Source organism: Microbacterium psychrotolerans (assembly GCF_031085295.1).
Taxonomy (GTDB): domain Bacteria; phylum Actinomycetota; class Actinomycetes; order Actinomycetales; family Microbacteriaceae; genus Microbacterium; species Microbacterium psychrotolerans.
Genome location: NZ_JAVFWO010000002.1, coordinates 431,822 through 457,021, shown reverse-complemented (window position 1 = coordinate 457,021; position 25,200 = coordinate 431,822). Strand labels below are relative to the sequence as shown.

Sequence of the window (25,200 nt, the reverse complement as noted above, 5' to 3'; positions counted from 1 at the left end):
CGTCAGTGGCGCGCGACGATGGCCGCGGCATCCGTTCCGATCGGCAGCACGCCGTACTGCGCACCGCGCTCCTCGCCCAGACGCGCGGCGATGAAGGCCTCCGCGTCGCGCCCCGGCGCGTGTCGCAGCATGAGCGACGCCTGGAACGCCAACGCCAGATCCTCGCTGAGCCGGCGGGCCTGCGACGCTGCCTCACCCGGATCCGCCGTCAGCCGCTGCAGCAGGCCCAGCGTGCGGTCGACGTGGCGATCGAGCGCGACGGAGGCGCCCGCGGTACTCCCGAGCTCGTCGGCGAACGCGTCGCCCGAGTCGCGGTCGCGCGTGAGCGCGCGCAGCACGTCGAGGGCGATGACGTTGCCCGAGCCCTCCCAGATCGCCATCACGGGCTGCTCGCGGTAACGGCGGGCGAGCGGGAACGACTCGGTGTAGCCGTTGCCGCCCAGGCATTCCAGCGCCTCGTACGCGTGCTGCGGGCCGCGCTTGCACACCCAGTACTTCGACACCGGGGTCGCGAGGCGACGGAGGGCGACGTCGCGATCTGACGCCTCCGCTTCGAAGAGCTGTGCGAGACGCATGCCCGTGAGCATGGCCGCCTCGTACTCGAGTGCGAGGTCGGCGAGCACGCCGGTCATAGCGGGCTGATCCACCAGCAGCGCGCCGAACGCCGCACGCCCGCGGGCGTGCCAGAGCGCCTCGGCGAGGGACTGCCGCATGCCGGCCGCGGTGCCGAGCACGCAGTCGAGGCGGGTGCGCTGCACCATCTCGATGATGGTGCGCACCCCCCTGCCAGGCTCTCCGACGAGGAATCCGACGGTGCCGTCGAACTCGACCTCCGCCGAGGCGTTGGAGCGGTTGCCGAGCTTGTCCTTCAGCCTCTGGATGCGGAAAACGTTGCGCATGCCGTGCGGCAGGACACGGGGCACGAACAGGCAGGTCAGCCCCTCGTCGACCCCGCTGCGGCGCGTCTGCGCCAGCACGAGGAATCCGTCCGACATCGGCGCCGAGCAGAACCACTTGTGGCCGGTGAGCTGGTACGCGTGACCGCCCATCGACTCGCCGACGGTCGTGCCGGCGCGCACGTCGGAGCCGCCCTGCTTCTCGGTCATCGCCATCCCGATGAGCGCACTGGCCTTCTCGCCCTCGACGATGAGACGCGCCTCGTACTGGCGGGAGTGCAGTCGCGGCAGCCAGGTGTCGGCGATCCAGGGCGAGCCCTTGATCGAGGCGACCGCGGCGTGGGTCATCGAGACGGGGCAGGCGTGCCCCGGTTCGACCTGCGCGAAGAGCATGAACATGGCTGCGCGCGCGACGTGCGCGCCCGGCCGCGGGTCGGCCCAGGCCGAGGTGTGCGCCCCGCGGGCGATGGCCTCGCCGATCACACGGTGATACGAAGGGTCGTACTCGACCTCGTCGAGACGGTAGCCCCAGCGGTCGTGCGAGTACGCGACGGGTGTGTGGATGTTCGCGAGCTCCGCGTCGCGCTGGAACGAGCCCGAGCCCACCACTCCCCCGGCCTCGCGCAGCCCGTCCTGCGCCCAGTCGGCGCCGAACGCGCGAACGGCGCCGCCCAGCGGCGCGTTGAGCGCGTACTCGTCGACATCGACGCGCCAGGGCGGCTGGTTCTCGACGTAGTGCGTCGCCGCGCCGATCACCCGCTGCCCTCGCGCGAACGAGGTCATGACCGCTCCGTCTCCACCGCCATCGCGAGGGCGTACTGCTCTCCCGGGCTGAGCGGGGCCCGCGTCACGATGTCGTGGACGAACGCGAGTTTGTGGCGCACCGGCGTCACGATCGTGAACGGGTAGAGGTCGCCGAAGCCCATCGAGCGGTTGATGCGGTTGAATCCCTGCGACAGCCACTCCCAGTCGGTGAGCAGCCGCTGGATCGGCTCGCGCTCATAGGAGTCGAGCGGCACGACATCCGTGTCGCGGAGGTTGGTCACCGACGCGTCGAGGTGGATGCCGATGACTGCCGCGGTCTGGAGGGTGCCGGTGATGTGAAGGTAGTGAGCGAACGTCTCGGCGAAGTCCTCCCACGGATGCATCGTCGCGTACTCAGAGATGAACGAATGGCTCCAGTCGGACGGCGCACCGACCCGGTAGTGACGCTTCAACGCGTCACGGTAGCTCGTGCGCTCGTCGCCGAACAGCTCACGGCAGCGGGCCCACAGCTCGTCGTCGGTGAGCAGCACGTTCTGGTAGTAGTGGCCGACCTCGTGCCGGAGGTGCCCGAGGATCGTCCGGTAAGGCTCGCCGAGCCGCACGCGCAGCGCCTCTCTCCGGTCGTCGAGGCTCTCGGCCAGGTCGATCGTGATGATGCCGTTGGCGTGCCCGATCGTGACGGGCTTGCCGTCGGACAGGCTCGAGATGAGGTCGAACCCGAGTCCGCCCTTCTGGACGTCCCAGCCGACGATCGGCAGGCCGAGGTCCGCGAGCTGGAGGATCAGGCGCCGCTTCGCCTCCTCCGTCTTCGCCAGCTTCTCGAGCGCGACGGTGTCGTTACTGGCCGGCTGGCGGCGGGTGAGGCGGCACGAGAAGCAGCGGCCTGCCGGCGCGTTCTCCCACACCAGCCAGTTGCACGCCCACTCGCGGTTCGAGCACGTGTACCAGTTCTCGCCGTCGATGGTGACCTGACCGTGTCGGATACCGTGGAACTCGCGCGTCTGCAGGTGGTAGCCGATCTCGGCCTCGCAGTTCGGACACCGCAGGGTGTCGAGGTAGACGAAGTGGCGACAATGCGGACAGCGGGGCTGCGAGCTCACGGTCTCACCGTAGCGTGCCGCCGCGGCGGCGGGAGCATCCGTCACGGCGCCCGAACGAGCTCCACCCGCAGCAGCTTGTCGTCGTCGGGTCGCGGCGACCCCCGGCCGTCGGTGTTGCTCGTCAGCAGCCACAGCGAGCCGTCCGGCAGGGCCACGACGTCACGGAGACGCCCGAACTCTCCGGCGAACGCGGCCGTCGGCACGCCGACCGCCGCGCCCGCGCGCGTGTCGAGCTGCCAGAGCCGCTCCCCGCGGAGACCCGCGACGAACACCGTGTCGCCGACGGCGGCGATGCCGCTCGGACTCGCCTCGCTGGTCGCCCACTGGACGACAGGGTCGGCGAATCCCTCTCGTCCGGCGATCCCTTCGACGACGGGCCAGCCGTAGTTCGTGCCCGGTTCGATGCGGTTGACCTCGTCCCACGTGTTCTGCCCGAACTCGCTCGCCCACATCGTCCCGTCGGCGGTCCATGCGATGCCCTGCACATTGCGATGGCCCATAGACCAGATGCGCGTGCCCCACGGATTGCCCGGGGCAGCCTCACCGTCGGCGGTGATGCGCAGGATCTTGCCGCCCAGTGCGTCGGGATCCTGGGCGGCTTCGCGCTGCTGGGCGTCGCCCGTCGTGACGTACAGGTAGCCGTCCGGGCCGAACGCCAGACGACCTCCGTCGTGGGTGTTCGCCCGGGGGATGCCGTCCAGCACGACGTCCGGCTCGCCCAGCTCGAACGATCCCGGCTCGCCGCGCAGCGGCATCCGCACCACGCGGTTGTCGTCTGCAGCGCCGAAGTACGCGTACAGCATCGGTGTCTCGCCGGTCATGAGCAGGGCGAGTCCATGGAGCCCCGACTCCCCACCCGAGACGACGCCCGGCACTGCGCCGACCTGACGCACCGATCCGGCCGTCGTCAGTTCGAGCACCGCGCCGTCATCGCGCTGCGATACGAGTGCTCCTCCGCCGGCGAGCGGCAGCACCGACCACGGCGCGGCGAGACCCGACGCGAGGGCCCCGGTCACGTCGCCGGTCCGCCACCAGGTCTCCGCCGCCGGCGATCGGCTCGGGCCGACCGTGGGCACTTCGGTCGAAGGCGCGGGCCTCGGCGCGGCGACGGTGCAGCCAGGTGCGGCGATCAGCAGCAAGAGGAGGCATCCGATCGCGGTTGCCGAAGCGCGTCGCCTCATCCGTCCGCCACGGCCGCTTCGAGCACGATGAGATCGATCCGGCGCATGCGCAGCATCGCCTGCACCGCCCGGTGCGCGACGTCGGGGTCGGGGTGACGGATCAGCTCGACCAGTCGGTCGGGGATGATCTGCCACGAGAGGCCCCAGCGGTCCTTCAGCCAGCCGCAGGGCTGCTCCTGCCCGCCGTCCGCGGTCAAGGCATCCCAGTAGCGGTCGACCTCGGCCTGATCCCGGCAGGGCACGTACAGCGAGAACGCCTCGGTGAAGGGGAACTGCGGCCCGGCATCCATCCCCAAGTAGTCGCGTCCTCCCAGCCGGAAGTGCACGTGCATGACCTTTCCGCCCATGCCCGGCACCTCGTCGGGATACCGGTCGATCGTCACGATCTCCGAGTCCGGGATGAGCGCCGTGTAGAACGTGACCGCCTCTTCGGCGCTGTCGTCGAACCAGAGGAAGGGGGTGACTGCGCTCATGCGTCCCACACTCGCCGACGGGAGGGATGCACGCAATGGGTGGATGCGCGTCTCACGCGTGCTGCGGCAGCCGCACCGTCACCCGCAGACCGCCATCCGGGCGTGGGTCGATGCCGAGCGTCCCCCCGTGAGCGTCCGAGATGCTGCGGACGATGGCGAGTCCCAGCCCCACGCCCGCATGGTCGTCGGTGCGCACGCGCTCGCTGCCCCGCTGGAACGGCTGGGTCAGCGTCGAGACGAGCTGCGGACTGAGCTTCTCGCCCGTGTTCTCGACGACGATCTCGGCGGCACCGGCGTCCACGGTCGTCACGAGATCGACCGTGCCGCCATGCGGAAGGTTGTGGACGATCGCGTTGTGGAGCAGGTTCGACACCAGCTGCAGCAGCAGCGCGGGAGATCCGTGCGCGGGCGTGACCGTACCCTGCGTCCGCAGGGTCGTGCCGCGCGCCTCGGCGAGGGGCAGCAGCGCCTCCGCCGCCTCCTCCGCGATGAGCGACAGGTCGACGGGCTCCCGCCGGAACGAGCGCTGGTCCGCCCGGCTCAGCACCAGGAGCGCCTCGGTGAGGCCGATGGCGCGAGCATTCACGATGCGCAGACGCTCGATCAGTTCATCGACATCGCGATCCGGATCGTTCCGCGCGACGTCGAGCAGCGTCCGCGTGATCGCCAGCGGCGTGCGCAGCTCATGTGAGGCGTTGGCGGCGAACCGGCGCTGCTCCCCGACGTGCGCCTCCAGCCGCGCGAGCATCGCATCGAAGCTGTCCGCCAGTTCGCGGAACTCGTCGTCGGCGCCTTCGAGCTCGATCCGGTGCGACAGCGAACCGCCCGCCGCGAGTCGGGTGGCCTCCGTGATCCGCCGCAAGGGCGCCAGCATCCGCCCTGAGAGGAACCACCCGCCCAGCAGCCCGAACGCGAGCAGGAAGAGCAGCGCCCAGACGGCCGCGGGGGCGAAGGCACGGATGAGGTCGCCGCGGTTCGGCACGAACGGACCCGGGCCCGTGATCGGCCCGTTGGGGACGTAGCGCAACAGGAAGACCCAGACGATCGCGAGCAGCACTCCGCCGGCGACCATGAGGAACGCCGCGTAGCTCAGTGTCAGCTTGAGCCGGACGCTGAGCCCCGGCTCCCTAGTCACCGCCGCCACTTCCCTCCGCGTCGATCCGGTAGCCGACTCCAGGGACGGTGGCGATCACCCATGGCTCGCCGAGCCGCTTGCGCAAGGCCGAGACCGTGATGCGCACCGCGTTGGTGAACGGGTCGGCGTTCTCGTCCCATGCCCGTTCCAGCAGGTCTTCCGCGCTGACGACTCCGCCGTCGGCGGCCATGAGCACTTCGAGCACCGCGAACTGCTTCCGGGTGAGCGCCACGTAGCGATCGTCGCGATAGACCTCGCGCCGGAACGGATCGAGCCGGAGTCCTGCGATCTCCCGCACGGGCGGCCGGCTGTGCGCACGGCGACGATCCAGTGCGCGCAGGCGCAGCACGAGCTCCTGCAGATCGAACGGCTTCGTCAGGTAGTCGTCGGCGCCGAGCCCGAAGCCCGTGGCCTTGTCGTCGATCCTGTCGGCAGCAGTGAGCATCAGAATCGGGATGCCGCTGCCCGAAGAAACGATGTGCCCGGCGATCTCATCCCCGGAGGGCCCCGGGATGTCGCGGTCCAGGACGGCGATGTCGTAGGCGTTGATGCTCAGCAACTCGAGCGCGGTGTCGCCGTCTCCCGCGATGTCGGCCGCGATGGCCTCGAGACGCAGGCCGTCGCGGATCGCCTCGGCCATGAGAGGTTCGTCTTCCACCACCAGCACGCGCATGCTCCGATCGTACGAGTCGGCGCATATCGTCCGCCTATGCGAATCCGCATACGCCGTCGCAACGCGCGCGCGTGTGGAGTGGCAGCATGTCTCGTACTGCTTCCGCACCCTTGAAGCCTTCCGTCGCCGTGTGGGGAGTGATCCTCGCACTGGTCCTCGTGTGCGCGGTCTCCGTCGGGGCTGCGCTCCACCAGTCCGCAGCGGGCGCCGACCGATCCGTGCCGGGCACCGTCCCCGCGCAGGGGCCCGGTCCAGGTCCAGCGCAGGACCCCGCGGAGGTCGTCGCCGACGGCGTCGTCACCGAGGAGGACGGCATCCTTCCCGATGGCGTCACGGCGTTCGACGGCGCCTATCCGGGCATCACGCGCCTCTCGCCGGATCTGCTCGACGCGTTGCGCCGGGCGGCAGAGGACGCCGGGCACCAGGGCATCGTGATCCACGTCAACAGCGGGTGGCGTTCCCCCGAGTACCAGGACGAGCTCCTTAAGCAGGCGGTGTCGCAGTACGGGTCCGAGGCCGAGGCAGCCCGATGGGTGGCCACCGCTGCCACCTCGGCGCACGTCGCAGGAGAAGCCGTCGACATCGGCTCGTTCGACGCCGTCGCCTGGATGTCGGAGCACGGCGACGCCTACGGACTGTGCCAGACCTACGGCAACGAGTCGTGGCACTTCGAACTGCGCCGGGAGGCGGTCGGTGGTGGATGCCCCGCGCCGTACGCGGACCCGACGGAGGATCCTCGGATGCAGGGATGATCCGCCGTCGTGGGTGCGATGTTCGCGATGCGACGCCGGGAAAACCCAAAGGCCGCCCTAATCGGGCGGCCTTTTTCGGTGGACCTGAGGGGACTCGAACCCCTGACCCCCTGAGAGGCGTGCACGAAATCCGGATCCTTTCTGTTGTTTCGACTTCTCAGTCGCTAGAAGGGATTCTAGGTTGTCGTCCCGCACCGCCGGAGGCTCGACGACGCGGTTGATTCGGGTTGGTTCCAGTTGAAAAGGCGAATAGAAAGCCACCACCAACATGCCGTGTGAGGCGCACCCCGCTCCCCTGCGGCTCCCGCGCGTAGAGCGCCGGCTCGTCGTGCATCGGAGCGCGCGTGCTAATCGAGCGCGGTCACATCCGGTCGGATGATCCGCTCGTCGTGGTCGTCGCGACATGCCCAGCGCTCGCTAAGGGACCCGCATCCGGCCGTCGAGTGTGAGTACAGCATGTAGTCCGCGGTTACCGTTGGCTCATGGAACACCACCGGCTGGTCACGATCATGGCCACTCCTGGCGAGGTCGCCGCGACCGTTGATCGTCGTCGTCGGCCTGTGCACGTGACTCTTGTCGGGAACTTCCACGTCGACCCAAAGGCGCACGACGTTCTTTCGACGGATTTGGCCACTGTCACCAGTAGCGTCCAGGCTTTTCAAGTTCGACTCGGGCCCGCTGCGCAGTTCGGAGGCTCACATAACATTCCCGTGTTGCTTGCCGAGCATCCGATGTTCCACCTGTTGCACACTGCTCTCGCCGCGCGGGTAAAGGGGCTGACCGGATTCGCGGCGGCGGAGCCTGCATATTGGACGGGTGGGTATCGTCCACACGTCACGCTTGGGACCGTCGTCAACGCCGTCGAAGGGGAGCTGTTGACCGTGAACTGGATCACCCTGGTCGCCCTCGAAGGACGCACGGGACGACGCTTATCGACAGTCCAGCTCACCCCGCGATGAAGCCCGCGGGGTTGGACCACTGCGCCGCCCAGGTACGCCCGAAAGTGGACCCGCTTGCGGACCGAGGACCCCGCCAGATCACTACGCGTTCTCGGCGCTGAGAGCACGAACCGCATCGATGAATCGTCCGACCGCGCACGTTGCCCCAACCGGCTACCGCACGGCGCAGGTCTATGCTCCCGAGTTGTGCACCACATCCTGATCACTGGAATGTCTGGCGTCGGAAAGTCATCGGTCCTTTGTGAGCTTTCCCGTCGCGGCCATCGAACGGTCGACACGGACTACGGCCAATGGGTGCGCGCAGACGGCGCGTGGGACGAACCACGAATGACTGCTCTGCTCTCCGCCGCGTCCCCCATCATCGTCTCGGGGAGGGTAGAGAATCAGGGGCGCTTCTACGACCGCTTCCGTGCCGTGATTCTCCTCAGCGCACCGATCGACGTCCTGCTACACCGCCCCTCGGCGCGAACGAACAATCCCTACGGAAAGTCAGAACGCGATCAGGCCGAGGTACGCCGATATGTGCGGGACGTCGAGCCCCTGCTGCGTCACGGCGCGACTCAGGAGCTTCATGCGTGCCGACCCATCAGCGAACTCGCCGATGAGATCGAGAAGCTCCTAGCACGGCCCGGCTCCAGTAGCGCACGGTAAGCGACCCGTCAGCGCGCACCGTTTTCTAGACGCGCCTCCTAGAGTGGTCGGATGCGCCACCGCCTCACCTTCGCAGCATCGGTTCTGGCAGCCCTCGCCTTGACCGGATGCGCGACCGGTCAGACGCCTGCGGGTGAACCCGCCCCGGCAGCCGCCACCACGCCCGAGCCGACACCGTCTCCCTCTGGTGTCATCGAATCGGGAAGCGACGACGAGCAGGCACATGCGCAGGCCCAGGCATGGCTCGACGACATCTCCCTCCCGCCCGGCTCGACTACCGCCACTTCGACGGTCGCCTCGTTCCTCTCCTACACGGGCTGGCCGTGCGGGCCGGTCTCTGAGCTTGAGGCGTTCTGGCTGGTCCCCGATGCCACTCTCAGCGATACCGCCGACTGGCTCGACCAACACCCCGCCGGCGGTCTCGTCTCTGTGTGGGGAGACCACCGGCCCGACGGCATGAACAGTGACGGGATGACCCTCGGGTACATCCCGGAACCGGGCGCTCAGGAGGGAATCGTGTACACCCTCCGAATCGTTCCGGACGGCGTCGCTGTGCGTGCGGAGATCGCAGCCCAGACAGCTGCCGCTTCTTGCCCGGAACTGCCGGATGGAGCCCAACATGGGGCGCCCGGCATGGGGTGAGACGGAAGCTTGGTCTAGACACACGGCGCATTCGGGATCGCAATTGCGCGTTCCGGTTCCTCTCACGCGCGGCGACCGTAAGAGGATGTCTCCGCACGGCGCCGATCAACTCCCGTGGTGTGCTGTTATTGCTAACCAGTTTCCTGTGGTTGAGGGTCAGGCGGCGCGTACAGCTCCGGCGGGCGAGTCCCCACGCTGAAGGCGCGGCCGTTGAATGAAGGCAGCTAGGGGCGCATCTCGACAGGTATTGCGAAGTGCCGCTGGAGTGTGCGGAAGTCGCCCTCGTCGATGTCCGCGCCGACGTCGGCGAACTCAACTACGAGGGCATCGCGGTGCTCAACGAGCGCAGCGGCAGCCGCAGCGTCGCCGCGTGCGGCGGCGTCAGCGGACGCGCAGAGCCAGTCGTAGACGACCGTCCGCGGCGCGCTCTCCACGCTGGCGATCCGGTCCGTAGCAGTGGGCCACTTGTAGCCAGTCGGCAGTGAGCGTCCCCACGCGGCGGCGGCGGCATCGTAGGCGGCGACGAGTGCGGCGGAGCGCTCAGCCCAGTCTTCCTTGGTCGGGCGCAGCACGAGGACATCGCCGGGCTGAATCACCATCGGGCCGTTGCGGCCGTTGTAGCTCGCCAGGGAGAGGAAGTCGATGCAGAAACGGTTACCGATCGACTCGCCGGCGTCGCCGGGCTGCACAGTGTAGGTCGCGATCTGTCCTTCGGCGTCGTAGCCGACCTGCCCGTCGGCGAGCTCCGTCGGGCCGTTGTCGACCAGCGTGCCGACCAGCGCTGGGAACTCGCTCTGCACCCAAGGAATGTGGGCGCGGGAGGCGCACAGTGCTTCGTTAGCGACGACCGCGGACTCCGGCTCGGCGGCCACGACGCGCGTCTTGTTCTTCGTGCCCTGGGCGTCGATTGAGTGGCCAGCCGCGGTTGCGACCGGTGCGAAGCCGACGCCCGACGTGATGGCTGCTGCGGCGAAACCGATCCCCACGACGGCTGCTGCGCTGGCGACGACGACCGTGGTGACCTTGGCTGCTCGGTTCATGCTCGTGAATCTAGCGGGTATGACGGATTGACCACACGATGAAGCCCCTCAACCGCGCCGTGCACGTTTAGGGATCGATGCGTACCTCTCGGAGAGACCTGTCGCGAGGTATCCGCTCAGCGTCGTTCGGCACTGTCGGTCGAACGATCGCGACCGACGGCGTCGTGTGCGAGCAGGCTCTGTGCTGTATCGACGATCGAGTCCTCGATGGGTCGCGGACGCCATCCGAGGAGGTTCTCCGCCTTCGCGCTCGTGGCAGGGAAATGGTGGCCGAGTTGAGGGCGAAGAGACCGTAAAGCAGGGTTGACGATGCTGAGCGCGCGCGCGAGCAGTAGCGGCATCTCCCAGGTCGGCGCCTTCGCCGCCTCGTTGCCGAGACGCTGGCGGAGAATGCGCGCGACCTCGATCACGCGCAGACTGCGCCCTGCGATCGCAAGGAACCGCTCCCCGTCGGCCGCAGGGTCGATCATGGCGCGGATGTGGAGATCGGCAACGTCTCGGACGTCGACCCATCCGGTACCGAATGGCGGCGCCGCCGGCAGATCGCCACGAAGCATCCCCCTGATCGTTCGCAAAGACGGCGGATCGTCGGGCCCGAGCAAGGGGCCGATCACCGCGGTCGGATTGACAACCGCGAGCTCGAGACCGCCACTCTCATCACGGATGAACTGCCACGCGGCGCGCTCCGCCAGCGTCTTGGACTTCTGGTACGGCGCGATGTCGGCGGTGACGTCCGTCCAGTCCTCTTCGGTGAAGGGGCGGGACTCGTCCTTGTGGCCGTAGACGATCGCACCCGACGCGCTGGTAAGAACCACTCGGCGCACGCCCGCATCTCGTGCAGCCGACAGCACCCGCAGCACCCCGCCGCGCGCAACGGCGATCATCTCCTCCTCGCTCGCGCCACCGCTGCGCAGCGTCGGAGAGGCCACGTGCAACACGTAGTCGCACCCCGTGAGGGCATCGGCCCACCCGGCGTCACTCTGCAGATCCGCGAGGACCACAGTGAGGCGCGCATCGTCGAAGTCGGCTGCGGCGTGTAGCTGCTGTCTCAGCAGTTGCTCCTTTTCCGCGCTCCGCACCGTCGTTCGCACCGTGTGGCCGGATTGGAGGAGCTCGAGGATGCACCAGCTCGCGATGAAGCCAGACCCTCCGGTGACCAGTACGTGTGCCATGCGCGTCCTTTGCTAGTGTGGTGGAGAACTCTCCGGTTACAGTAACGGAGACCTCTCCGGTTAGCAAATGAGGGCTGATGGTCAGATCCGATGCACGCGAAAACCGCGGACGAATCATGGATGCCGCGCGCGCTGCATTTGCCGAGACGGGCGACGTCTCGATGAATCAGATTGCTCAGACGGCGGGCGTCGGAGCGGGCACGCTGTATCGCCACTTCCCCACGCGCGAAGCTCTCGTTCTGGCCGTCTATCAGGAGGAGGTCGAGCGGATCGTCGGGTCGGTTACTCGCCTGCTAACTGAAATGGCCCCCGTCGACGCACTCCGGTTCTGGACCCTTGACCTGGTCGAAGCAATGCGCAAGAAGCACGGACTTGGCGATGCCATCAGCGCCTCCGCACTGCACAAGCTGAACGAGGAGACCTACGACCCGGTGATTACCGCGATCACACAGCTGCTGGACGCCGCCAAGGCCGACGGTTCGATCCGGCCAGACGCCGACCCAGGAGACTTCCTCCAATTCACCGGTGCGCTCTGGCGCGCGCAGGCCGACGGCGAGAACCGCGCCCCACGGATGCTCGACCTCGTGATCGACGGGCTTGAGACCCACTGAATCGAGCGACCACCGGTGATCACTGCTCGCCACCCGCTGAGGGATCCGAAAGATGCGCGGACGTCGCTCATGCGTTCGACGCTTGGATCGAGCAAAGTCGTGGCCATATCCGGTTGCGCGTCTCTGTCACCGTGCGCTTCCCCCGGTCCGGACTAGAACCGATCGATGATCGTCGCCTTCTTCGTCGCGAGCTCTTGTTCGGTCAGCAGTCCCGCGTCCGCGAGCACACGCAACGCGCGAAGAAGATCGGCAGCCGATGCCGCGTCATCACCCGAAGACGATGACGGGATCGCCCGATTTCGTCGGTCGAGTTCTGTCGCTATGGCCTCAGCGAGAACCTTCGCTTCCGCCGGCTCCTCGAAGCTCGCGAAGACGTGTGTTCGTCCGTCATGTGCGAATGCGAGTTGACCTGTGGTCGTGACACCACCGGTGCCATCGTAGGAACTGCCTCCGCTGGTGGCGACATATGAGACCGGTCCCAGCTTCGCGTAATCGAACATTTGGGTCGTACGCACTTCTCCGGGGGGGCACGAGGAATTCTCTGTGCCAGGCAATCCGTGCGCGAAGCACGGCAGCCGCGAAGTCGGGGACAGCGATGCGACGGATGGAGTGCTCCGTCTTGGGGTGGTCTTGCCGGACGGCGCCGCTGCCGGTGCGCAACACGACCGTTCGTGTCACGGAGATCGTCATCCCGCTGGGACCGTCGTCGACATCGCACACACGGAGCGCGAGGCACTCACCGATGCGGAGCGCCGTTCCGAGGAGCACTTCGATGATGTCGCGCACCTGACCGTCGGGCTTGGGACCCTTTGACATCGGGACCGGTCCGCCAGCGACTGGCGGCGTCGCGGATTGCGCTGATCTGCTCGACGTTCAGCGCCTGCCGCTCGCCCTGCGGCCGCCGTAGCGGACCCGTGCCCTGCACTGGATTCCGCGGAATCGCGTCGTGCCGGAGTAAACGCGAAGAGCTGATAGAGGACTGTTCGCGAGTGGTGCGCGCGCGAGAACGACGCGGCGCTTTCGGATCGGAGGAACCACTCCACGCGGCCTGTGGTGATCTCACCGAGTGAGAAGTGCTCAAACTGCGGCCTCACTCGAAGCCGGAGATCATCGCGATAGTTCTTCTTCGTCCCGTCCGATAGCTCGCGCAGCTCCAGATCCTCGAGCCACAGGTCGGCGAGGTCTCGGAAAGAGCTGCTGAGGTCGAGGAGTCCGCCGGCCCCGAAGCCGGCCCTGTCGGCGTCACGGATGCGCGCGAGAGCCACGTACGAGGTGCCCCGCCTGCTGACACTGATGGCTCCGTACGAGCCGATCAGGGTGCGCGGCCGCCCGCCGTTCATGACGCGCCGCCGGCGTGGCGCTGTTCATCGGCCAGCTCCATGCGCGCGACCCAGGCATCGATCTCGCTCTCGCGAAACCTCAGCTGCGCGCCGACACGGAAACCACGAGGGCCGCGACCCTTGCTCCGCAGGTCGTAGATCGTCTGCACCGAAACTTTGAGCTGCGCGGCAAGCTCCGCCAACGACACGTAGCTTCCGTGTGCCGACTCTGAGGTGCTCGCACTATCCATACAGCGAAGGTGCACGGGCGTTGCCGCGTACCTTCCAGATACTTCGAGAACGCTCGAAAGCGGCCTGCGGCGACTTGGCGAAGTGTCCAGTAAACGACTACCAAACATTCAAACTCCCGGATCAGGGAGTGAAGATTCGGTGCTTTACCGGGAGTTTTGGTGGACCTGAGGGGACTCGAACCCCTGACCCCCTGCATGCCATGCAGGTGCGCTACCAGCTGCGCCACAGGCCCTGACGCTGCTCCCGCTCTCGCGGGGCAACTCGTCAAGCTTACAACATTCCGAGCCGTGCTCCGAACCAGGCTCAGTCCTCGGCGGCCGCCGGCGCGGGAAGTTCGACGGGAACGAGAGGGCAGTCCTTCCACAGGCGCTCGAGCCCGTAGTACACCCGCTCTTCCTCGTGGAAGACGTGCACCACGAGGTCGCCGAAGTCGATCAGGACCCAGCGCGACTCCTGCCGGCCCTCTCGGCGCAGCCGCTTGTGGCCGGCCTCGAGCAGCTTGTCCTCGATCTCGTCCGCGATGGCGGCGACATTGCGTTCGCTGCGCCCGGTGACGAGCAGGAAGATGTCGACCAGCGGAAGCGGCTCCGACACGTCGAGGGCGACGAGGTCCTCGCCGCCCTTGGCGTCCGCCGCGGCTGCGGCGATCTGGAGCATGTCATGCGACTGCGCACTCGCGACCATCAGAAGACTCCTGTCACGAAGGCGAGGATCAGCACGCCGACCAATGCGAGGGCGAGGACGCCCGCTGTGATGGCGAGCGACATCATCAGCTTGCCGCCCTTTTCGGGTGTCGGCGGCTTGATGACATCGCCGGGCATCTTGACCGTGCTCACTGCGGCACTGGCCGCGATCGGCGTCGGCGACGAGTGGGAGGGCAGCTCGCCGTCCACGAGGGTGGCGTCGATTTCCTTGCCGTCGGCGGTCCCCTTGGCGCGGCCCGTCGAGCCGAGTCCCTCGGGAAGGTTGAAGGTGCCGGTGACGATGACCTCTCCCGTGGCGGTGACCGGAGCCACCAGCGGCGAGACTTCGGGTGCCTGCGACACGATCAGCGTGTTGGGGATCGCGACGGAGCCCGTGGTGCGCGACAACAGCTGATCGAACGAGGGCGGGAACTCGACGGCGGTGGGCTCGCCGGGCACCGGTGCGGCATCGAGCAGACTGGCACCCAGCAGCGGGCTGACCGCCTTCGGCACGGCGACCGGCTCCTCGACTGCCTCTTCCGCGGCCGCGTCGTCCGTGTTCGCGACGTCGCCGAAGACGGACGAGAACTGCTCGACCTCCGGCTGGGGTGCTTCCGATGTCTGCGGTGCGGTGGCGAACTCGGGAACCGCGATGCTCGCCGCGACTGCCGGCTCCTCCCAGCGGGGGGCGGCAGCCGCCTCCTGTGGCGCGGATTCGCGCGGCAGGCCGAACAGCGCGTGCATCCCACTGTCGGTCGGCACCTGAGAGTCATCCTGCGGGGCGGTGACCAGCGGGTTCTCGGTCTCCCGGAATGGGGCGACAGGCGGCGGCGCCGCCGGGAAGGCGAACGCGGGCGCAGCGCCCGTCGACGCGGCGGCATGCGCCGCGACGACCTCGGGGGTGATCACGGGCACGGATGCCGTCCGGATGCGCTCCTGCTGGCGTGCCTGGCGGCGCGTCAGCGGAGAGACTCCGAGGTCGACCGCGGAATCAGGAACCGGCGCGGGCGCGACGGCTACCGGCTCGGCGGGTCGCGGGAACGGCGCGGCTGTCACGGGCGCTGCCGCGGCGGGTGCCCCGCTGAACGGCGAGGGAGGCGGTGCCACCGGCGCTGCGGCGACCGGAAGCGCCTCGGCGGGCGTGGCGGGGTCGTCGACGGGCTCGTCGGACGTCGGGGTCGCAGTGATGACGGGAGTGGATCCCGTGTTCCGCAGTTCGCGGATCTGCTTGCGGGTGAGGGCTGGCGTTGCCGGGTGCTCGGGTGTGCTCATTCCTTGCTCCGGTAGAGATGATGCTTCGCAATGTATTGGACGACCCCGTCGGGCACGAGGTACCACACGGGGTGTCCTCGCTGAACTCGATCACGGCAGTCCGTCGACGAGATGGAAAGGGCGGGGATCTCGAGCTGGCTGACGTCGTCGCTGGGCAGGCCGTCGGTGTTCAGAACGTGTCCGGGCCTGGACACAGCCACGAAGTGGGCGAGGTCCCACAACTCATCATGGTCTCTCCAACTGAGAATTTGCGCTATGGCGTCCGCGCCCGTGATGAAGAACAGCTCCGCATCCGGGCGCTGGGCCTTCAGATCGCGGAGCGTGTCGATGGTGTAGGTGGGTCCGTCCCGGTCGATGTCGACGCGGCTGACGGTGAATCGGGGGTTGGATGCCGTCGCGATGACAGTCATCAGATAGCGGTGCTCGCTCGGCGAGACGTCGGCCTTCTGCCAGGGCTCACCCGTCGGCACGAAGACGACCTCGTCGAGGTCGAACCACTGCGCGACCTCGCTGGCAGCCACCAAGTGCCCGTGATGGACCGGATCGAAAGTGCCGCCCATCACTCCGACCCTGGGGGCTGTCGTCACCGACATGCAGAGGACCTCAGTGGCCGTGCCCCGCTCGCTGTACGTCATCCGCGTGGGCCCTGGCGTACGCCTCGGCCTTCTGCGAATGGCGGTTCGCCACGTTGCGGTACGACAGGGTCACCAGGGCCAGCGCGCCGAAGACCACGATCGCGGTGATGCCGTACCCCACGGTCTCGAGGGCGACGTTGCCGTGGTGCTCGGTCTCCTCGGCAGCGAGGGCGATGATCGTGGCGAGTGTCATTCGGGCTCCGTTCGGGTTCGCCGCGGGGACGCGGGACTGATCAAGTCTATTCCGTTACGCGCGCACCTGCCCGGCACCCCGCGCGAGCCACTTCGAGCTGGTGAGCTCGGCGAGTCCCATCGGGCCGCGGGCATGCAGCTTCTGCGTCGAGATGCCCACCTCGGCGCCGAACCCGAACTCGCCGCCGTCGGTGAAGCGCGTCGAAGTGTTGGCCATGACCACGGCCGAGTCGACCTCCGCCAGGAAGCGCGCCTCGCTGGCGGCATCCTGCGTCACGATCGACTCCGTGTGATGCGTCGAGTAGTGGCGGATGTGGGCGAGCGCGTCGTCGAGATCGTCCACGACCCGCATGGCGAGGTCCAGGCTGAGGTACTCGGCGGCCCAGTCCTCGTCGGTCGCGGGGACGATGCCTGATGCGAGTCGCCCGACCGTCTCGTCGCCGTGGACGGTGACGCCGCTCTGCTGCAGCGCCGCGACGACCGGGCCGACGAGGCGATCGGCGGCGGCACGGTGCACGAGCACCGTCTCGACGGCGTTGCAGACGCTCGGGCGCTGCGTCTTCGCGTTGACCACGATGTCGCGCGCCCACTCCAGCGGCGCGGTCTCGTCGAGGACGATGTGGACCACGCCCGCGCCCGTCTCGATGACGGGGACGGACGACTCGGTGACCACGGTCTCGATCAGCTGTGCGCTGCCGCGGGGAACGAGCACGTCGACGATGCCGCGCGCGTGCATCAGCTCGCGCGCGCCTTCGCGTCCGAACTCGTCGACGGTCTGGATGGCCTCAGGGTCGATGCCGCGGTCGGCCAGCGCCCCGCGCATGGCACGCACGAGCGCCGCGTTGGTGTGCTCGGCGGCCGAGCCTCCGCGCAGCACGACGGCATTACCGGAGCGCAGCGCCAGGGCGGCGATGTCGACCGTGACGTTCGGGCGGGCTTCGTAGATCGAGCCCACGACGCCGAACGGCACCGACACCTTGGTGAGCGACACTCCGTTCGCGAGCGTGCGCTCGTCGAGGGCGCGGCCGACGGGATCGGGCAGCTGGGCGATCTCACGGACGGCGGCCGCCAGGGCCGCGACGCGGGGTTCGTCCAGACGCAGACGGTCCTGCAGCGCCGCGGACAGACCGCCCTCGCTTCCGCGCCGCAGATCGTCGGCGTTGGCGGCGACGATCTCGGGGGCGGCGGCCTCGATGGCGTCGGCGATCGCGAGCAGCGCATCGCGTTTGGCATCGTCGCCGAGAAGGCCGATGCTGCGCGCCGCATCCTTGGCGAGCAGCATCCGTTCCTGTGCCGTCGTGGCGGTGGTGGTCATCAGCCCAGTGTATCGACCGCGGTGCGCACCGGACCGGTGGCGGCGGGCGCCGTCGGCTCGGGGTTCGGCTGGAACCAGGTGCCGATCTCTTCGCCCGACAGCGCCTCACCCACGAGGTCCGCGCTGGTCACGAGCACGCCGATCCCGGATGCCGCGGCCAGCCGCGCCGCCGACACCTTGGTCGCCGCTCCCCCGGTGCCGACGCTGTTGACCACGACAGAGCCGAACTCGAAGCCGTGCAGATCGTCGCCGTACGTGACGTGCGGGATGGGCCGGGCGCCGGGCTCGTCGGGCGGACGGGTGTAGAGGCACTCGATGTCGCTCAGCAGCAGCAGCGCGTCGGCACCGATCAGCTGGCCGACAAGGGCGGCGAGCCGGTCGTTGTCGCCGAAGCGGATCTCGTGCGTAGCGACGGTGTCGTTCTCGTTGACGATCGGCAGGATGCGCAGGCCCAGGAGCCGCTCCATCGCACGCCGCGCGTTGGAGCGGTGAGTCGGGTTCTCGAGGTCACCCGCCGTCAGGAGCACCTGGCCGGCCACGATCCGGAACGGCCGCAAGGCCTCCTGGTACCGGTAGATGAGCACGTTCTGCCCCACCGCCGCAGCCGCCTGCTGCGTGGCGAGGTCGCTCGGACGCTCGTCGAGCAGGAGGTACGGCATCCCCGTCGCGATCGCGCCCGAGGAGACGAGCACGACCTCGGTGCCCCGCCCGTGGGCCGCGGCGAGGGCGTCGACGAGCGGCTTGATCTTGTGGGCGTTGTCGCCGCTGATCGAGGAGGAGCCGACCTTGACGACGACCCGGCGGGCCGCCGGGAGGTCGCGGCGCTCGCGGGCGCTCACTCCGCGTCCTCCTCGTTTCGGTAACGCTCGGCGATCCGCTCGGCCTCGAGCTCGGCGCGGGCCTCGGCCTTCGCGTCCATCATGTCGTGGTACTTCTCGCGTCGCTCCGACGTGGTGCGGCGGCTGTCCCGCAGCAGGCGCGGGTCGGTGCCGCGCGGCGCGGTCATGAGCTCGGCGTTCGACGAGATCGAGGGCTCCCAGTCGAAGATGATGCCGTCGCCCTCGCCGATCACGACAGTGGCACCCGGCGTCGCGCCGGAGCGGTAGAGCTGGTCCTCGACGCCCAGCTTCTGCAGCCGGTCCGCCAGGTAGCCGACGGCCTCCTCGTTCTGGAAGTCGGTCTGCTGCACCCACTTCACCGGCTTGTCGCCGAGGATCCGGTAGATGTTGCCGTACGTGCCGCCCTCGACGCGCACCGAGAACTCCTTCTCGGAGCCGCGCGGGCGGATCACGATGCGCTCGGGCGCGGGCGTCGCCGCCAGCTCGGCACGATGCGCCGCGACGATGTCGCCGAGGGCGTACGTCAGCTGTCGCAGACCTTCGTGGCTCACCGTGGAGATCTCGAACACGCGGAAGCCGCGGGCCTCGAGATCGGGGCGCACCAGGTCGGCGAGGTCCTTCGCCTCCGGCACGTCGATCTTGTTGAGCGCGATGAGCTGCGGGCGCTCCAGCAGCGGCGTCTGCCCGTCGGGAACAGGGTAGGCCGCCAGCTCGGCCAGGATGACCTCGAGGTCGCTGAGCGGGTCGCGACCGGGTTCGAGCGTGGCGCAGTCCAGGACGTGAACGAGAGCCGTGCAGCGCTCGACATGGCGCAGGAACTCGAGCCCGAGACCCTTGCCCTCGCTGGCGCCCTCGATCAGTCCGGGCACGTCGGCGACGGTGTACCGCTGCTCCCCCGCCTGCACGACGCCGAGATTGGGGTGGAGGGTGGTGAACGGGTACTCCGCGATCTTGGGCCGTGCGGCCGAGATGGCCGCGATGAGGCTGGACTTGCCCGCGGAGGGGAAGCCGACGAGCGCGACATCCGCGACGGTCTTGAGCTCCAGGAGGACGTCGCCCTCCCAGCCGGGCGTGCCGAGGAGCGCGAAGCCCGGCGCCTTGCGCTTGGGGTTGGCGAGGGCGGCATTGCCGAGCCCGCCGAGGCCGCCGGGAGCCGCCACGAAGCGCATGCCCGGTTCGATCATGTCGACGAGTGTTTCGCCCGATTCGTCCTTGACCACCGTGCCGACCGGGACGAGCAGCTCGAGCGATTCCCCGGCCGCGCCGGAGCGGTGATCGCCCATTCCGAAGCCGCCGTTGCCGGCGGAGCGGTGCGGCGAGTGGTGGTACGAAAGCAGCGTCGTGACCTGGGGGTCGGCGACGAGCACGACGTCGCCGCCGTGACCGCCGTTGCCCCCGTCAGGGCCCGCGAGCGGCTTGAACTTCTCGCGCTTGACCGACACGCAGCCGTTGCCGCCCTTGCCGGCGCGCAGGTGCAGCGTCACTCGGTCGACGAACGTGACCATGCGGTCCCCCTGAGGTCTGGATGCTTCCCGCCGGTGCGGGAAAGCGATAAAGGGAAGGGGCGAGCCGAAGCCCGCCCCTTCCGGAAGTCTGTGCGACTGGCTGGATTACTCCGCGGCCGCCACGATGTTGACGACCTTGCGGCCGCCCTTGTGGCCGAACTCGACCGCGCCTGCGGCGAGAGCGAACAGCGTGTCGTCGCCACCGCGGCCGACGTTGGCGCCGGGGTGGAAGTGGGTGCCGCGCTGACGGACGATGATCTCGCCGGCGAGGACCTGCTGGCCGCCGAAGCGCTTCACGCCCAGTCGCTGAGCGTTGGAGTCACGACCGTTGCGGGTGGAGCTTGCGCCCTTTTTGTGTGCCATCTCTGCGTCTCTTCCTGGACTTACTTGATGCCGGTGACCTTGACGCGCGTGAGGTCCTGACGGTGCCCCTGGCGCTTCTTGTAACCGGTCTTGTTCTTGAACTTCTGGATCACGATCTTCGGGCCGCGCTCCTCACCGAGCACCTCGGCGGTCACGGTGACCTTCGCGAGCTTGTCCGCGTCGGTCGTGACGGAGTCACCGTCGACGAAGAGCACCGCGGGGAGCTCGATCTTGTCGCCGACCTTGGCCGCCTGGCGATCGAGGACGACGATCGTGCCGACCTCGACCTTCTCCTGCCGGCCTCCGGCGCGCACAACTGCGTAAACCACTTCACACCTGTTTCTTCTGGGAGCGCACGCGCTCATGACGTCATCCAAGACTTGGCGCGGATATCTCGACGCACCAAGGGTCTACTTTATCAGATGCGCGATCAGTCCGCGAAAGCACGCCCCCGCCGTGTCGTGGCGTCCCCGTAGGATCTGCACGTGGCCATCCTGATCGACGATCCTCGCTGGCCGGCGCACGGGCGTCTGTGGGCGCATCTGGTGTCCGACTCGGACCTCGACGAACTCCATGCCTTCGCCGCGGCGAACGGCATCCCACGCCGCGGCTTCGACCTCGACCACTACGACGTGCCCGAAGAGGCGCACGCGCGACTGATCGCCGCGGGTGCGCAGCATGTCAGCGGCCATGAGCTGGTCAGGCGGCTCATCGCGTCGGGACTGCGGGTGCGGGCCCGCGATCGTCACTGAACCGCAGACGCGGGCGCAGCCGAGAGCTCGAGCACGTCGGCTGCACGGCGTGTGCCACCGTGCTCCGCCGCGAGAACGCACGCGCTCCCCGCTCCGGCGACGGCCAGGGCGGGGAGCGACGTGGATCTCAGTCGTCGGAGGGCGTGTGAGGCACCGGGGTGCCCGTCAGCGCCGCGGTGGTGACGCGGCGGCGGGAGCGGCCCTGACCGGGAGCCTTGGGCTCGGGGAGCGCATTGAGCACCGAGTCGAGGAGCAGGTCCTTCTCGGTCCGGCTCTCCTTCTTCGACCCCGAGTCCGGGCGCTTCTTGCGCTGCTTCTTGGGGCGCTCGACGGGCGCCTGCTCGATGACCGCCGCCGGCTCCGCCGGTACCGCCTCGTCGTTGTGATGGATCGTGGATGCCGCGATCTGCGCGAGCGCCGACTTCACGCCCTCGGTGATGACGTGGGTGCCGTTGGATCCGCCGTTCGCGGGCGCCGGCGCGCCGCCGCGCGGTCGGCGGCCCGAGGTCGGCGCGCCGGCAGCGGGTGCGCGGTGCTTGACGACCGGGTCGTGGTGGACGATGACGCCCCGCCCCGCGCAGACCTCGCACGCCTCGCTGAACGTCTCCAGCAGGCCGAGACCCAGCTTCTTTCGGGTCATCTGCACCAGACCGAGCGAGGTGACCTCGGCCACCTGGTGCTTGGTCCGATCGCGGCTCAGGCACTCGACCAGGCGGCGCAGCACGAGGTCGCGGTTGGACTCGAGCACCATGTCGATGAAGTCGACCACGATGATGCCGCCGATGTCGCGCAGGCGCAGCTGCCGGACGATCTCCTCAGCGGCCTCCAGGTTGTTCTTGGTGACCGTCTCTTCGAGGTTGCCGCCGGATCCGACGAACTTGCCGGTGTTGACGTCGACGACCGTCATCGCCTCGGTGCGGTCGATGACCAGCGAGCCGCCGGAGGGCAGCCAGACCTTGCGGTCGAGGGCCTTCTCGATCTGCTCGGTCACGCGGAAGGCGTCGAACGGGTCCTGTTCGCCCTCGTAGCGCTCGACCCGGTCGAGGAGATCGGGCGCGACCGACTCGAGGTACTTCGAGATGGTGTGATGCGCGTCCTCGCCCTGGATGAGCATCTTCGAGAAGTCCTCGTTGAAGACGTCACGGACGATCTTCACCAGGAGGTCGGGCTCCGAGTGCAGCAGAGCGGGTGCCTGGATCGTCTCGATCTGCTTCGAGATGTGCTCCCACTGGTTCGTGAGGCGCTGCACGTCGCGGGTGAGCTGGTCTTCGGTGGCTCCCTCGGCGGCGGTGCGGACGATGACGCCGGACGACTCGGGAAGCACCTCCTTGAGGATCTTCTTGAGGCGTGCGCGCTCGGTGTCGGGCAGCTTGCGCGAGATGCCGTTCATCGCACCGCCGGGCACGTACACGAGGTACCGGCCGGGGAGAGAGATCTGGCTCGTCAGACGGGCACCCTTGTGGCCCACCGGGTCCTTGGTCACCTGCACCAGCACGCGGTCGCCGGTCTTGAGAGCGAGTTCGATGCGGCGCGGCTGGTTGCCCGTCTCCACGGCATCCCAGTCGACCTCGCCGGAGTAGAGCACGGCGTTGCGGCCGCGGCCGATGTCGACGAACGCCGCCTCCATGCTGGGGAGTACGTTCTGCACGCGCCCCAGGTAGACGTTGCCGATCAGCGACGCGTCCTGGTTGCGCGCAACGTAGTGCTCGACGAGGACGTTGTCCTCCTGCACGGCGATCTGCACGCGGCCGTTGCGCGAGCGCACGATCATCACTCGGTCTACCGACTCACGACGCGCGAGGAACTCCGCCTCGGTCACGACCGCGCGGCGGCGCCCCGCCTCGCGGCCGTCGCGGCGGCGCTGCTTCTTGGCCTCCAGGCGCGTCGATCCCTTGATGCGCTGCGGCTCGGTGATGAGCTCGACGGCACGCTGGCGCGGCTGCGACGGCGACTGCGGCTGCTCGGCGGGGGCGGATGCCTCATCCCGGCCCTCGCCGCCACGGCGACGGCTGCGCCGGCGCGAAGTGCTCGACGAGCCGGCGGTCTCCGGCTCCTCCTCCGGCTGACGCCCGGAACGCGGCGGCAGCGGGGCGATCTCGGGCGCGTAGAAGACCAGCTGCGTCGACACGGCCGAGACGAAGTCCTCGGGCAGCAGGCCGAGGCTCACGGCGGTCAGGCGTTCCGGCTCCGACGGGGCGTCGGCTTCCGACGGGGCGTCGGGCTCCGACGGGGCGTCGGCGTCCCCCGACGCCTCAGCCTCGGCGGCGGCGCCCGCCTCGGGCGTTTCCGGAGTGGTGGACTCGGCGGCAGGCTCGACCTCGGTCGCCGACTCGTCAGGCACTGCGACGGGGACGGCGCTCTGCGGCGAGGCGTCGGTGGCGCCCAACGGCACGGCGTCGTCCTCGGAATCGGACTGCACGTCGTCGGCAACAGCCTCGGAAGAGGCGCGCTCGTCCGATTCCTGGGGTTCGCCGGTCGTCTCCGAGGCCTCGACCGCCGTGTCCGCCTCGGGGGCGGGCACCGCATCGTCCGCTGGCGTCAGCGGCGCGTCGGGTTCGGTCTGAGGGGTGAATTCGGCATCGTTTCCATCAGCCATCACTGGCGTACTCCTAGCGGGGCGACACCGCGCGTCGCCCGGCGAAATCTCGTGCGGCGCCGCCCATGCCCACCGGACGGGGCGGTGCCGCGAACTCACTCGGTCTGCAGCGGATATCCGGCGCTAGGCGGATGCTCGCGCTGCCAAGGGCATTCGTCGCCCTGAAGTCTTCTGGTGATGATCGTCACGGCGCGGCCGCGAGTCATCGACCCCCATTATCGCACTTCCCCAGCCAGAATGCCCATTCGCACCGCGCGAGCGACTTCCCCACGCCGCGGCGGCCCGATTTGCCACGGCGGCCGGTGCGGCATCCATGCAGATCGCGATGCCATAATCCGAGTCATGCCCGAGCAGCAGACCCACACCCGTCCCACGGGACTCGCCATCTGGCTCGTGATCGCCGGGGTCGTCGGGTGGTGGGCGGCTTTCTCGCTCACGATCGAGAAGCTCCACGCACTCGCGGATCCCAACGCGATCGCGTCATGCGACTTCAGCGTCCTGGTGCAGTGCACTGCGAACCTCGGCTCGTGGCAGGGAAGTATCTTCGGCTTCCCCAACCCCCTCCTCGGAATCACCGGCTGGGTGGCGCCGATCGTCGTCGGCATGGCGATCCTCGCACGCGCCCGGTTCGCGCGGTGGTTCTGGTGGTGCTTCTGGCTGGGGATCGCGTTCGCGTTCGGCCTCGTGATCTGGCTCATCGGCCAGAGCATCTACGCACCCAACCTGCACACGCTGTGCCCGTGGTGCATGGTCACCTGGTCGGTCACCATCCCCACGTTCTACGCGGTGACGCTGCACCTGCTGCGTGCCGGACTCGTACCCGCCTCTGAGCGTGTGCGCAACGCCGCCGATCGGCTCATGGCCTGGGTCCCTCTGGCCGCCATCGTCAGCTTCGCGATCATCCTGCTGCTCGCGCAGCTCGAGATGAACGCCGTCGTCAACATCTGGCAGACACTGTTCGGCTGACCGCCGGTGTCTCCGGGCGGCCAGCCGGCGGGCTGATCAGCCGAACCAGATCTCGAGCTCGCGCGCCGCGGACTCTGTGCTGTCGGAGCCGTGCACGAGGTTCTGCTGAACCTTGAGGCCCCAGTCACGGCCGAAGTCGCCGCGGATGGTGCCGGGGGCGGCCGTGGTGGGATCGGTCGTTCCCGCGAGCGACCGGAAGCCTTCGATGACGCGGTTGCCTGCCAGGCGGATCGCGACCGAAGGGCCCGACATCATGAACTCGACCAGCGGCTCGTAGAACGGCTTGCCCTCGTGCTCGGCGTAGTGGCGCTCGAGGGTCTCGCGATCGGGCTCCACGAGACGGATGTCGACGAGGGCGTATCCCTTCGCCTCGATACGGGCGAGGATCGCGCCGGTGAGGCCGCGCGCGACGCCGTCGGGCTTGACGAGGACGAGGGTCTCTTCGGTGGCCATGCGGGTCT

The 25,200-nt window shown here is 68.7% G+C and carries 29 protein-coding genes and 1 tRNA gene; 7 read left to right on the top strand and 23 right to left on the bottom strand.

Translation table 11 applies throughout. From position 1 onward, the window contains the following. Positions 1-2: 2 nt before the first annotated feature. From Q9R08_RS06855 to Q9R08_RS06830, 6 genes are all read right to left on the bottom strand, one after another. On the bottom strand, positions 3-1,679 hold the full coding sequence (locus Q9R08_RS06855; RefSeq protein WP_308867141.1) for an acyl-CoA dehydrogenase family protein: 1,677 nt from the start codon (positions 1,677-1,679) through the stop codon (positions 3-5). Next, positions 1,676-2,761, bottom strand: coding sequence for a zinc-binding metallopeptidase family protein (locus Q9R08_RS06850; protein ID WP_308867140.1), 1,086 nt, complete (start codon positions 2,759-2,761; stop codon positions 1,676-1,678). The genes Q9R08_RS06855 and Q9R08_RS06850 overlap by 4 nt, the downstream gene beginning before the upstream one ends. A gap of 41 nt (positions 2,762-2,802) precedes the next feature. Next, positions 2,803-3,777, bottom strand: coding sequence for a PQQ-dependent sugar dehydrogenase (locus Q9R08_RS06845; RefSeq protein ID WP_308867139.1), 975 nt, complete (start codon positions 3,775-3,777; stop codon positions 2,803-2,805). A gap of 161 nt (positions 3,778-3,938) precedes the next feature. Then, positions 3,939-4,415: a VOC family protein gene (locus Q9R08_RS06840; RefSeq protein WP_308867138.1), complete on the bottom strand. Its 477-nt coding sequence runs from the start codon at positions 4,413-4,415 to the stop codon at positions 3,939-3,941. Between the two features lie 52 nt (positions 4,416-4,467). Next, positions 4,468-5,550: a sensor histidine kinase gene (locus Q9R08_RS06835; RefSeq protein WP_308867137.1), complete on the bottom strand. Its 1,083-nt coding sequence runs from the start codon at positions 5,548-5,550 to the stop codon at positions 4,468-4,470. Next, positions 5,543-6,223, bottom strand: coding sequence for a response regulator transcription factor (locus Q9R08_RS06830; RefSeq protein ID WP_308867136.1), 681 nt, complete (start codon positions 6,221-6,223; stop codon positions 5,543-5,545). The genes Q9R08_RS06835 and Q9R08_RS06830 overlap by 8 nt, the downstream gene beginning before the upstream one ends. 86 nt (positions 6,224-6,309) lie before the next feature. Here Q9R08_RS06830 and Q9R08_RS06825 point away from each other — a divergent pair, with 86 nt between their 5' ends. The 4 genes from Q9R08_RS06825 (at position 6,310) to Q9R08_RS06810 (ending at position 9,227) form a co-directional block, all read left to right on the top strand. Continuing rightward, on the top strand, positions 6,310-6,975 hold the full coding sequence (locus Q9R08_RS06825) for a M15 family metallopeptidase (protein ID WP_308867135.1): 666 nt from the start codon (positions 6,310-6,312) through the stop codon (positions 6,973-6,975). A 482-nt stretch (positions 6,976-7,457) separates the two neighbouring features. After that, positions 7,458-7,934: a 2'-5' RNA ligase family protein gene (locus Q9R08_RS06820; protein ID WP_308867134.1), complete on the top strand. Its 477-nt coding sequence runs from the start codon at positions 7,458-7,460 to the stop codon at positions 7,932-7,934. Between the two features lie 186 nt (positions 7,935-8,120). Then, a complete protein-coding gene (locus tag Q9R08_RS06815) occupies positions 8,121-8,585 on the top strand; it encodes an AAA family ATPase (protein WP_308867133.1) in 465 nt (154 codons plus the stop codon). A gap of 51 nt (positions 8,586-8,636) precedes the next feature. Next, the gene (locus Q9R08_RS06810; protein ID WP_308867132.1) at positions 8,637-9,227 is read left to right on the top strand and encodes a hypothetical protein; all 591 of its coding nucleotides are present in this window, start codon (positions 8,637-8,639) and stop codon (positions 9,225-9,227) included. A 224-nt stretch (positions 9,228-9,451) separates the two neighbouring features. Here the strand turns inward: Q9R08_RS06810 and Q9R08_RS06805 are convergent, their stop codons facing one another. Beyond that, complete coding sequence (locus Q9R08_RS06805; RefSeq protein WP_308867131.1) at positions 9,452-10,267, bottom strand: LysM peptidoglycan-binding domain-containing protein; 816 nt, start codon at positions 10,265-10,267, stop codon at positions 9,452-9,454. A 116-nt stretch (positions 10,268-10,383) separates the two neighbouring features. After that, positions 10,384-11,439, bottom strand: coding sequence for an SDR family oxidoreductase (locus tag Q9R08_RS06800; protein ID WP_308867130.1), 1,056 nt, complete (start codon positions 11,437-11,439; stop codon positions 10,384-10,386). Positions 11,440-11,516: 77 nt separating this feature from the next. Here Q9R08_RS06800 and Q9R08_RS06795 point away from each other — a divergent pair, with 77 nt between their 5' ends. Further along, a complete protein-coding gene (locus tag Q9R08_RS06795) occupies positions 11,517-12,050 on the top strand; it encodes a TetR/AcrR family transcriptional regulator (protein WP_308867129.1) in 534 nt (177 codons plus the stop codon). A gap of 152 nt (positions 12,051-12,202) precedes the next feature. On the opposite strand, the gene Q9R08_RS06790 is transcribed toward Q9R08_RS06795, so the two are convergent. The 13 genes from Q9R08_RS06790 to rplU form a co-directional block, all read right to left on the bottom strand. Next, positions 12,203-12,550, bottom strand: coding sequence for a hypothetical protein (locus Q9R08_RS06790; RefSeq protein ID WP_308867128.1), 348 nt, complete (start codon positions 12,548-12,550; stop codon positions 12,203-12,205). 186 nt (positions 12,551-12,736) lie between these two features. Continuing rightward, positions 12,737-13,390, bottom strand: a complete 654-nt coding sequence (locus tag Q9R08_RS20845) for a tyrosine-type recombinase/integrase (protein WP_418001319.1) — start codon at positions 13,388-13,390, stop codon at positions 12,737-12,739. Then, complete coding sequence (locus Q9R08_RS06785) at positions 13,387-13,572, bottom strand: helix-turn-helix transcriptional regulator (protein ID WP_308867127.1); 186 nt, start codon at positions 13,570-13,572, stop codon at positions 13,387-13,389. Before Q9R08_RS06785 ends, Q9R08_RS20845 begins: the two co-directional genes overlap by 4 nt. Positions 13,573-13,777: 205 nt before the next feature. Beyond that, positions 13,778-13,853, bottom strand: a tRNA-Ala gene (locus tag Q9R08_RS06780). A 71-nt stretch (positions 13,854-13,924) separates the two neighbouring features. After that, on the bottom strand, positions 13,925-14,305 hold the full coding sequence (gene rsfS / locus Q9R08_RS06775) for a ribosome silencing factor (RefSeq protein ID WP_308867126.1): 381 nt from the start codon (positions 14,303-14,305) through the stop codon (positions 13,925-13,927). Continuing rightward, a complete protein-coding gene (locus Q9R08_RS06770) occupies positions 14,305-15,576 on the bottom strand; it encodes a hypothetical protein (protein ID WP_308867125.1) in 1,272 nt (423 codons plus the stop codon). Before Q9R08_RS06770 ends, rsfS begins: the two co-directional genes overlap by 1 nt. After that, the gene (gene nadD / locus Q9R08_RS06765) at positions 15,573-16,169 is read right to left on the bottom strand and encodes a nicotinate-nucleotide adenylyltransferase (RefSeq protein WP_308867123.1); all 597 of its coding nucleotides are present in this window, start codon (positions 16,167-16,169) and stop codon (positions 15,573-15,575) included. The genes Q9R08_RS06770 and nadD overlap by 4 nt, the downstream gene beginning before the upstream one ends. Positions 16,170-16,179: 10 nt before the next feature. After that, entirely contained in the window at positions 16,180-16,404 is a 225-nt protein-coding gene (locus Q9R08_RS06760) for a hypothetical protein (protein ID WP_308867122.1), read from the bottom strand. Positions 16,405-16,458: 54 nt separating this feature from the next. Then, positions 16,459-17,718, bottom strand: a complete 1,260-nt coding sequence (locus Q9R08_RS06755; RefSeq protein ID WP_308867120.1) for a glutamate-5-semialdehyde dehydrogenase — start codon at positions 17,716-17,718, stop codon at positions 16,459-16,461. Beyond that, positions 17,718-18,557 (bottom strand): glutamate 5-kinase, encoded by an 840-nt coding sequence (proB, locus tag Q9R08_RS06750; protein ID WP_308867119.1) that lies wholly within the window; start codon positions 18,555-18,557, stop codon positions 17,718-17,720. The genes Q9R08_RS06755 and proB overlap by 1 nt, the downstream gene beginning before the upstream one ends. Beyond that, a complete protein-coding gene (gene obgE / locus Q9R08_RS06745; protein WP_308867118.1) occupies positions 18,554-20,062 on the bottom strand; it encodes a GTPase ObgE in 1,509 nt (502 codons plus the stop codon). The genes proB and obgE overlap by 4 nt, the downstream gene beginning before the upstream one ends. A 105-nt stretch (positions 20,063-20,167) precedes the next feature. Beyond that, a complete protein-coding gene (gene rpmA / locus Q9R08_RS06740; RefSeq protein ID WP_308867117.1) occupies positions 20,168-20,425 on the bottom strand; it encodes a 50S ribosomal protein L27 in 258 nt (85 codons plus the stop codon). 20 nt (positions 20,426-20,445) lie between these two features. Further along, complete coding sequence (rplU, locus tag Q9R08_RS06735) at positions 20,446-20,754, bottom strand: 50S ribosomal protein L21 (protein ID WP_308867116.1); 309 nt, start codon at positions 20,752-20,754, stop codon at positions 20,446-20,448. Positions 20,755-20,910: 156 nt separating this feature from the next. On the opposite strand from rplU, the gene Q9R08_RS06730 reads away from it, so the two are divergent. Then, the gene (locus Q9R08_RS06730; protein WP_308867115.1) at positions 20,911-21,177 is read left to right on the top strand and encodes a DUF4031 domain-containing protein; all 267 of its coding nucleotides are present in this window, start codon (positions 20,911-20,913) and stop codon (positions 21,175-21,177) included. A 127-nt stretch (positions 21,178-21,304) separates the two neighbouring features. Here the strand turns inward: Q9R08_RS06730 and Q9R08_RS06725 are convergent, their stop codons facing one another. Continuing rightward, complete coding sequence (locus Q9R08_RS06725; protein WP_308867114.1) at positions 21,305-23,773, bottom strand: Rne/Rng family ribonuclease; 2,469 nt, start codon at positions 23,771-23,773, stop codon at positions 21,305-21,307. A 342-nt stretch (positions 23,774-24,115) separates the two neighbouring features. Here Q9R08_RS06725 and Q9R08_RS06720 point away from each other — a divergent pair, with 342 nt between their 5' ends. Then, entirely contained in the window at positions 24,116-24,739 is a 624-nt protein-coding gene (locus Q9R08_RS06720; RefSeq protein WP_308867113.1) for a vitamin K epoxide reductase family protein, read from the top strand. Between the two features lie 36 nt (positions 24,740-24,775). Here the strand turns inward: Q9R08_RS06720 and ndk are convergent, their stop codons facing one another. Beyond that, positions 24,776-25,192 carry a nucleoside-diphosphate kinase gene (gene ndk, locus Q9R08_RS06715; RefSeq protein ID WP_308867112.1) on the bottom strand — a complete coding sequence of 139 codons (417 nt, stop codon included), beginning with the start codon at positions 25,190-25,192 and terminating at the stop codon, positions 24,776-24,778. Positions 25,193-25,200: the final 8 nt, after the last annotated feature.